The organism is Microbacterium sp. (assembly GCF_031988965.1).
In the GTDB taxonomy this organism is placed as follows: domain Bacteria; phylum Actinomycetota; class Actinomycetes; order Actinomycetales; family Microbacteriaceae; genus Microbacterium.
In genome coordinates this window covers 1-7561 of sequence record NZ_DALZXX010000006.1, presented here as the reverse complement: position 1 = coordinate 7561, position 7561 = coordinate 1, and the positions used below count along the sequence as shown (strand labels likewise).

Genomic DNA, 7561 nt, shown 5'->3' with positions numbered 1-7561 from the left:
CCTCGCCAACAACTACGGCCCGCCCTACGGCTCGGCCGAGGCGACCTTCCACAACTCAAGACCTCACCCCACCACATGTCATATAGCGGGCATGTGATCGAAAGGAACACAGAGTGCTCATTGCACAGCGTCCCACACTGACCGAGGAAAAGATCGTCGAGAACCGGAGCCGGTTCATCATCGAGCCTCTGGAGCCCGGCTTCGGATACACGATCGGCAACGCGCTTCGTCGCAGCCTGCTGTCGTCGATCCCCGGCGCCGCGGTCACCAGCGTTCGCATCGACGGCGTGCTGCACGAGTTCAGCACCATCCCCGGCGTGAAGGAGGATGTCACCGAGATCATCCTCAACATCAAGCAGCTCGTGGTCTCGTCGGAGCGCGACGAGCCCATCACGGCGTACCTGCGCAAGACCGGTTCGGGCGAAGTGACCGCCGCTGACATCTCGGCTCCGGCCGGTGTCGAGGTCCAGAACCCCGAGCTCGTCATCGCGACTCTCAACGAGACCGCGAAGTTCGAGCTCGAGCTCACCATCGAGCGTGGCCGTGGCTACGTCTCGGCGACGCAGAACCGCAACGAGTACGCCGAGGCCGGTCAGATCCCGATCGACTCGATCTACTCGCCGGTGCTCAAGGTCAGCTACCGCGTCGACGCCACCCGTGCGGGTGAGCGCACCGACTTCGACAAGCTCGTCCTCGACGTCGAGACCAAGTCCGCCATCAGCCCCCGCGACGCCGTCGCGTCGGCTGCCAAGACGCTCACCGAGCTGTTCGGTCTCGCTCGCGAGCTGAACGTCGAGGCTGAGGGCATCGAGATCGGCCCCGCACCGGTGGAGGCAGTGAACTCCAGCGAGCTGTCGATGCCGATCGAGGACCTCGACCTCTCGGTCCGCTCTTACAACTGCCTGAAGCGTGAGGGCATCAACACCGTTTCTGAGCTCGTCGCCCTGTCGGAGACGCAGCTCATGAACATCCGCAATTTCGGCCAGAAGTCGGTCGACGAGGTGCGCGACAAGCTCATCTCGCTCGGTCTGTCGCTCAAGGATTCGGTGCCCGGTTTCGACGGCGCCCACTTCTACGGCGGCAGCGAAGACGAGTCCTTCTGACCCACCCGGATTGTCATCTGGCAGTGGCCAGCTGACCCGACCTTTTCTGACCAGGAGTTAGACGATTATGCCCAAGCCCACGAAGGGTCCCCGCCTCGGAGGCGGCCCCGCACACGAGCGCCTGCTGCTTGCCAACCTCGCGGCGGCTCTGTACACCCACAAGTCGATCAAGACGACCGAGACCAAGGCCAAGCGCCTGCGTCCGCTCGCCGAGCGCCTGATCACCTTCGCCAAGCGCGGAGACCTGCACGCTCGTCGTCGCGTTCTCTCGGTCATCGGTGACAAGGATGTCGTGCACACCCTGTTCGCCGAGATCGCACCGCTGGTCGCTGACCGCGAGGGTGGCTACACCCGTATCACCAAGGTCGGCAACCGCAAGGGCGACAACGCTCCCATGGCCGTGATCGAGCTCGTCCTCGAGCCCGTCACCCCCAAGGCGAAGTCGACCAAGAAGGCCGCCAAGGCTGAGAAGCCCGCCGAGGTCGTCGAGGAGGCTCCCGCCGAGGAGGCTCCCGCGGCTGACGCCGAGGCCGGCGCAGAGTCGCAGGCCGAGGGCGAGGCCGCTGAGGCCGCCGCCGAGGACGCTGTCGAGAAGAAGTCCGAGTAAGGACCTCACTCACGACGAAGCCCGCCGCCCCTTCCGGGGTGGCGGGCTTCGTCGTCTCCGGCGGGGAGGAGAACGGGATCAGACCCGTGCGCGCAGGTCCTTGCGCAGGATCTTCCCCGATGCCGACTTCGGGATCGCATCGATGAACTCCACCTGGCGCACCTTCTCGTGCGGGGCGACATGGGCCGCGACGTGGGCGATCACCGCATCCGCATCGAGATCGGCACCCTGCTGTCGCACGACGAACGCCTTGGGAACCTCTTGGCCGTCGTCGTCGAGGGCGCCGATGACCGCGGCGTCCGCGATCGCGGGATGCTCGAGCAGCACCGCCTCGAGCACGGCGGGTGCGACCTGGTAGCCCTTGTACTTGATGAGCTCCTTGAGCCGATCGACGATGCGGAAGACCCCGTCGTGCGTGACCGTCGCCACGTCGCCGGTGTGCAGCCAGCCGTCGGCGTCGAGCATCTCGGCCGTGGCATCCGGACGGTTGAGATAGCCCTTCATGACCTGCGGTCCGCGGATCAGCAGTTCGCCGGGTGCGCTCGCGCCCTCCGCGGGCGCCTCGACGTCGGTTCCGTCCTCCGCGACGAGTCGAGCCTCGGTGTTCGCGAGCAGCATCCCGACCGTCGATCGGTCGATGTCGCCCCGGTCGTAGGGGATGGCATGGGTCACAGGACTCGTCTCGGTCATGCCGTACCCCTGGCACACGATGCAGTCGAGTCGCTTCTCGACGGCGGACGCGAGAGACCCGTCGAGCGGGGCGGCACCCGAGAAGATCACCTTGACGGCCGACAGGTCGTACTGATCGACGAGCGGATGCTTCGCCAGGGCGACGGCGATGGGTGGCGCGATGAACACCCAGGTGGTGCGGTGCTCCTGCACGACGCGGAGGAACTCCGTGAGGTCGAACTTGGGCATCGTCACGAGCGCGGCCCGCTGGCGCAGGGCGAAGTTCAGGAGCACGGTCATGCCGTAGATGTGGAAGAACGGCAGCACGGCGAGCACGCGATCGTCGTCGCCGAGCGAGATGGTCGAGCGGCACTGGCTCACGTTCGCGATGAGGTTGCGGTGGGTCAGCATCACCCCCTTGGGTCGGCCCGTCGTGCCGGACGAATACGGCAGCACGGCGAGGTGCGTCGCCGGGTCGAATGACACCTCGGGGGCCGGATGTCCCTCGCCGAGCAGCGCGGGAAGCGACGGATGCCCCTCGGCACCGTCGAGGACGATGATGTGATCCGCATCGATGCCGAGCGACTCCGCGGCCGCCTTCGCGCCGGGGAGCAGAGGGGAGACGGTCACGAGCCAGGTCGCCCCGGCGTCCGTCAGCTGGTTCGCGATCTCTTCGGGGGTGTAGAGGGAGTTGATGGTCGTCGCGGTGGCTCCCGCGCGGAGGATGCCGTGGAACACCGTCGCGAACGCGGGGACGTTCGGGCACAGCACGCCGACCGTGGTGCCGACGCCCACACCGCGAGCGGACAGGGCGCCGGCGAACAGATCGATCTGACCGATCAGCTGCCGGTAGGTGGTCGTGGCGCCGCTGACGCCGTCGATGAGCGCGACCGCGTCGAGGCGATCCTCATCGACGTCGCCGAACAGGAACTCGTGGATGGAGACCGCGGGGATCTCGACATCGGGATAGGAACTGCGCACCATGGAGATCTCCTTCGATCCGGTCGACCTCGTCGTCGTCGGTGCGATCCAGTGTCGCACACTCCGAGACCGCGTCCCAGAGGCGATTCCCCTGCGAGGAGTAGGGTGGACGGGTGACTGATGCAGAGACCCTGAGCAGAGGGCCTCGCGCCTACACCGCCTTCATCGGGATCGGCCTGCTCGCGGGGCTGCTCTCGGGACTCTTCGGGGTCGGCGGCGGCACGGTCATCGTCCCGCTGCTCGTGCTCTTCCTGCACTTCAATCAGCGCCTCGGCGCCGGCACCTCGTTGGCGGCCATCGTGCCGACGGCGACCGTCGGCGTGGTGTCGTACGCGATCAACGGAGCAGTCGCGTGGATTCCCGCGCTGATCCTCGCGGCCGGAGCCGTGGTGGGAGCGCAGATCGGCACCCGTCTGCTGCCCAGGATCTCGCAGACCGTGCTGCGCTGGTTCTTCGTCGGCTTCCTCGCCGTCGTGATCGTCAGCCTGTTCCTCGTGATCCCCTCGCGCGATGCGGAGTTCGAGCTGGGGCTGATCAACGGCCTCGCGCTGCTCGTGGTGGGCGTCGCCACCGGAGTCCTGGCGGGTCTGATCGGCGTCGGCGGCGGCGTGATCATCGTGCCCGTGCTGATGCTGGCGTTCGGCACGAGCGACCTCGTCGCCAAGGGAACCTCGCTGCTCATGATGATCCCCACCGCGATCTCGGGCACCATCGGCAACCTGCGCAACCGCAACGTCGACCTCGTCGCCGCCGCGTTCGTCGGCATCTCGGCGTGCACGACCACGGCTCTCGGCGCGTGGCTCGCGACTCTCATCGATCCGCTCCTCGGCAACATGCTCTTCGCGGCATATCTCGTGGTGATCGCCGTGCAGATGGCGATCAAGGCTGTGAAGGGCCGCAAGAAGGACTGACCGGATCGGACGGGAGGCGCGTCTGCCTTACATCCGGCCCCTCGGCCCCGCGCCCATCGACCGAGAACGTAGGATCGAGGGGTGGCAGTGAACCAAGATCTGGTCGGCCGGGAGTTCCCGCCGACGACCCCCTACCTCGTCGGCCGCGAGAAGGTGCGCGAGTTCGCGCGTGCCGTCTTCGCCGACGCTCCGCAGCACACCGATGTCGAGGCCGCTCGTGCGGCGGGTTTCGTCGACGTCGTGGCGCCGCCGACCTTCGCGATGGTCATCCAGGACCACACGCTCCAGCAGCTGCTCGCCGAGCCCGACTCGGGCATCGTGCTCGCACGCACGATCCACGCCGAGCAGAAGTTCTCGTACACCCGGCCGATCGTCGCGGGCGACGAGCTCACGGGTCAGCTGCGCGTCACCGGCATCCGCATGATGGGCGGCAACGCCATGATCACGAGCGAGGCTCAGATCACGGATGCCGAGGGCGAGCACGTCGTGACCGCCACCAGCGTCCTGCTGGTCGGCGCAGAAGAGGGAGCCGCGTGATGCCGTACGCCGTCGGAGACGTGATCGCCGAGCGCACCGTCCACCTCACCCGCGAGTCGCTGGTGCGCTACGCCGGCGCCTCGGGCGACTTCAACCCGATCCACTACCGTGACGACGTCGCCGCCGCCGTCGGTCTTCCCGGCGTGCTCGCGCACGGCATGCTCACGATGGGCATCGCCTCGTCGGTGGTCGTCGCGGCCCTCGAGCCCGGCACGCGCATCCTCGACTACGGGGTCCGCTTCACGAAGCCGGTCGTCGTCGACCCCGAGAACGGTGCCGACCTGCATGTGGTCGCGACCGTGGGTGCCGTCGACGAGACGGCCACGCGCGTCGACCTCAAGGTCACGTTCGGCGAGACCACCGTGCTCGTCAAAGCGCAGCTGCGCATCGCCGCCTGATGAGCGACGCCCTGCTGCACGAGATCGAGCCGCTGCGGCTCTCGACGCTGACGACCCTGCGCACCGGCGGTGCACCGGAGCGGATGCTGGATGCCACGACGACCGACGAGCTCATCTCCGCACTGCGCGACGTCTGGGCGCGCGGAGACGAGTGGTTCGTCCTCGGCGGCGGCTCGAACCTGTTCATCGGCGACGAGACGTTCGAAGGCACCGTGATCCGCGTGCTCACCCGGGGGATCGAGGAGCTGCCCTCGCCGCATGACGGCCGCATCCGCCTGCGCGTGCAGGCCGGGCACGGCTGGGACGACCTGGTCGCCTATGCGGTCGAGCACGGCTACGCGGGGCTCGAGGCCATGAGCGGCATCCCCGGCACGGTCGGCGCATCGCCCGTGCAGAACATCGGTGCGTACGGGCAGGAGATCCAGGAGACCCTGGTCGAGGTCGAGCTCATCGACGAGGCGACGGGCGAGGTGTCGGTCGTCCCGGCATCCGATCTGGGACTCGGCTTCCGCACCTCGGTGCTGAAGCACCACTACGGCAGCGTGCCCGAGCGCCGCGCGGTGATCCTCTCGGTCACGGTCGATCTGCTCGTCGCCGGTGAGCGCATCGTGCGCGGCGAGCAGCTGCGGCGCGCCCTGGGGCTCGACTCCGACGCGCCCGTGCCGCTGACCTGGGTGCGCGAGCGCATCCTCGCCACGCGCGCATCCAAGGGGATGCTGCTCGATGACGACGATCCCGACACGCACAGCGTCGGCTCGTTCTTCCAGAACGCGATCGTGCCCGAGGTCGTCGCTCGTGCGCTGCCGCCCGAGTGCCCGCGCTGGCCCGTGGCTCCCGACCTCGACGCTGTCACGGTTATCCCGCTCGCGTCATACGACGGACTCGTGCCGACCTCGAAGACCGAGGCGCCCGACGTCAAGGTGAGCGCCGCCTGGCTCATCGAGCACGCCGGCATCCGCAAGGGTTTCAGACTGCCCCGCTCGCGCGCGTCGGTGTCGACCAAGCACGCTCTGTCGTTGACCAACCGGGGCGGGGCCACTGCCGCGGAGGTCTCGGAGCTCGCACGCTTCATCCAGAGCCGCGTCCACTCCGAGTTCGGTCTGGTGCTGCAGCCCGAACCCGTGCTGCTCGGCGTCGAACTGTAGGGCCCGCTCGTGCTCGAGTGGCTCCAGACCGAGTGGCCCCAGGTGCTCGGCTTCGTGACGGGCGCCGTGTGCGTCTGGCTGGCGGGTCGTCGCAACGTGTGGAACTATCCGATCGGCATCGCGAACAACGTCGTGCTGTTCATCGTGTTCATCGGCGCGGGGCTCTACGCCTCGTCGGCGCTGCAGGTGGTGTACCTGCTCATGGGCGTGCACGGCTGGTGGCGCTGGACCCGCGGCGCCGAGCAGAGCCGCACGTACGTCGCGCGCACTCCGAGTCGAGCCTGGCCGTGGCTCGCGCTCGCCGCGGTCGTGGGCACCGTCGTGCTGGTCTGGGTGCTCACGACGTTCACCGACTCGCAGGTCGCGATCGCCGATGCGGCGACGACCGCCGCGAGCCTCGTGGCGCAGTACATGCTGAACCGCAAGTGGATCGAGAACTGGTTCGTCTGGATCTGCGTCGACATCGCGTTCGTCGGCCTCTCGATCGCCGCGGGCCTGTGGGTCATCGCGGCGCTGTATCTGCTCTTCATCGGCCTGTGCGTGATCGGCTACCGATCCTGGCGGCGGGCCGCGAGCGACGAGCGCGCCGAAGCGCCGGATGCGGCGACCGCTCGCGCATGAGCGGCCACGGACTCGTCCTCGGGAAGTTCTATCCCTTCCACAGCGGGCATTCTCATCTGATCCGCCAGGCCCAGCGGCTGAGCGACCGCGTCACGGTGCAGGTGCTTGGCGCGTCGGTCGAATCCATCCCGCTCGACGTGCGGGCCGACTGGATCCGCGAGTCGCACCCCGGAGTGCGCGTCGCCGCCGCGATGGACGACGCCCCGGTCGACTTCGACTCGGAGTCGGCGTGGGATGAGCACATGGCCGTGATCGAGGCGCTGCTCGACGGACCCGTCGACACCGTCTTCTCGTGCGATGCATACGGCGGCGAGCTCGCCCGACGGCTCGACGCGCGCTGGGTGCAGGTCGACGAGGGGCGTCGGATCAACCCGATCTCCGGCACGGCCATCCGCGCCGATGTCGCCGGGAACTGGCACGAACTCGCGCCCGCGGTGCGCGCCTGGCTCACGGCGCGCGTCGTGGTGCTGGGCGCCGAGTCGACGGGCTCGACCACGCTCGCTGAGGCTCTCGCCGACAGGCTCGGAACGCTGTGGGTGCCGGAGTACGGGCGCGAGCACTCGGTCACGCGCGAGGGCGGGCTCGTCGC

At 68.3% G+C, this 7561-nt stretch carries 9 protein-coding genes; 8 read left to right on the top strand and 1 reads right to left on the bottom strand.

Annotated features, from left to right (window positions below):
• Positions 1-113: 113 nt before the first annotated feature.
• Positions 114-1103: a DNA-directed RNA polymerase subunit alpha gene (locus RTM68_RS03405; protein WP_042538798.1), complete on the top strand. Its 990-nt coding sequence runs from the start codon at positions 114-116 to the stop codon at positions 1101-1103.
• A gap of 67 nt (positions 1104-1170) precedes the next feature.
• The gene (gene rplQ, locus RTM68_RS03400; RefSeq protein WP_312168251.1) at positions 1171-1710 is read left to right on the top strand and encodes a 50S ribosomal protein L17; all 540 of its coding nucleotides are present in this window, start codon (positions 1171-1173) and stop codon (positions 1708-1710) included.
• Positions 1711-1788: 78 nt separating this feature from the next.
• Here rplQ and RTM68_RS03395 read toward each other — a convergent pair whose 3' ends face one another.
• A complete protein-coding gene (locus tag RTM68_RS03395) occupies positions 1789-3363 on the bottom strand; it encodes an AMP-binding protein (RefSeq protein WP_312168249.1) in 1575 nt (524 codons plus the stop codon).
• A gap of 110 nt (positions 3364-3473) precedes the next feature.
• On the opposite strand from RTM68_RS03395, the gene RTM68_RS03390 reads away from it, so the two are divergent.
• The 6 genes from RTM68_RS03390 to RTM68_RS03365 all read left to right on the top strand — a co-directional run.
• Positions 3474-4271, top strand: coding sequence for a sulfite exporter TauE/SafE family protein (locus tag RTM68_RS03390; RefSeq protein ID WP_312168247.1), 798 nt, complete (start codon positions 3474-3476; stop codon positions 4269-4271).
• Positions 4272-4352: 81 nt separating this feature from the next.
• Entirely contained in the window at positions 4353-4808 is a 456-nt protein-coding gene (locus tag RTM68_RS03385) for a MaoC family dehydratase N-terminal domain-containing protein (RefSeq protein ID WP_312168245.1), read from the top strand.
• Positions 4808-5206, top strand: coding sequence for a MaoC/PaaZ C-terminal domain-containing protein (locus tag RTM68_RS03380; RefSeq protein ID WP_312168243.1), 399 nt, complete (start codon positions 4808-4810; stop codon positions 5204-5206). The genes RTM68_RS03385 and RTM68_RS03380 overlap by 1 nt, the downstream gene beginning before the upstream one ends.
• Before the next feature lie 14 nt (positions 5207-5220).
• Complete coding sequence (locus RTM68_RS03375; protein ID WP_312168353.1) at positions 5221-6351, top strand: UDP-N-acetylmuramate dehydrogenase; 1131 nt, start codon at positions 5221-5223, stop codon at positions 6349-6351.
• A 9-nt stretch (positions 6352-6360) separates the two neighbouring features.
• Positions 6361-6972 carry a nicotinamide riboside transporter PnuC gene (gene pnuC / locus RTM68_RS03370; protein ID WP_312168241.1) on the top strand — a complete coding sequence of 204 codons (612 nt, stop codon included), beginning with the start codon at positions 6361-6363 and terminating at the stop codon, positions 6970-6972.
• On the top strand, positions 6969-7561 hold a 593-nt coding region (locus RTM68_RS03365), incomplete at its 3' end, for an AAA family ATPase (RefSeq protein ID WP_312168239.1). The genes pnuC and RTM68_RS03365, both read left to right, overlap by 4 nt.

Coding starts and splice junctions, on each gene's coding strand:
- RTM68_RS03380 (WP_312168243.1), top strand. CDS start 4,808: ATGCCGTACGCCGTCGGAGACGTGATCGCCGAGCGCACCGTCCACCTC.
- rplQ (WP_312168251.1), top strand. CDS start 1,171: ATGCCCAAGCCCACGAAGGGTCCCCGCCTCGGAGGCGGCCCCGCACAC.
- RTM68_RS03395 (WP_312168249.1), bottom strand. CDS start 3,363: ATGGTGCGCAGTTCCTATCCCGATGTCGAGATCCCCGCGGTCTCCATC.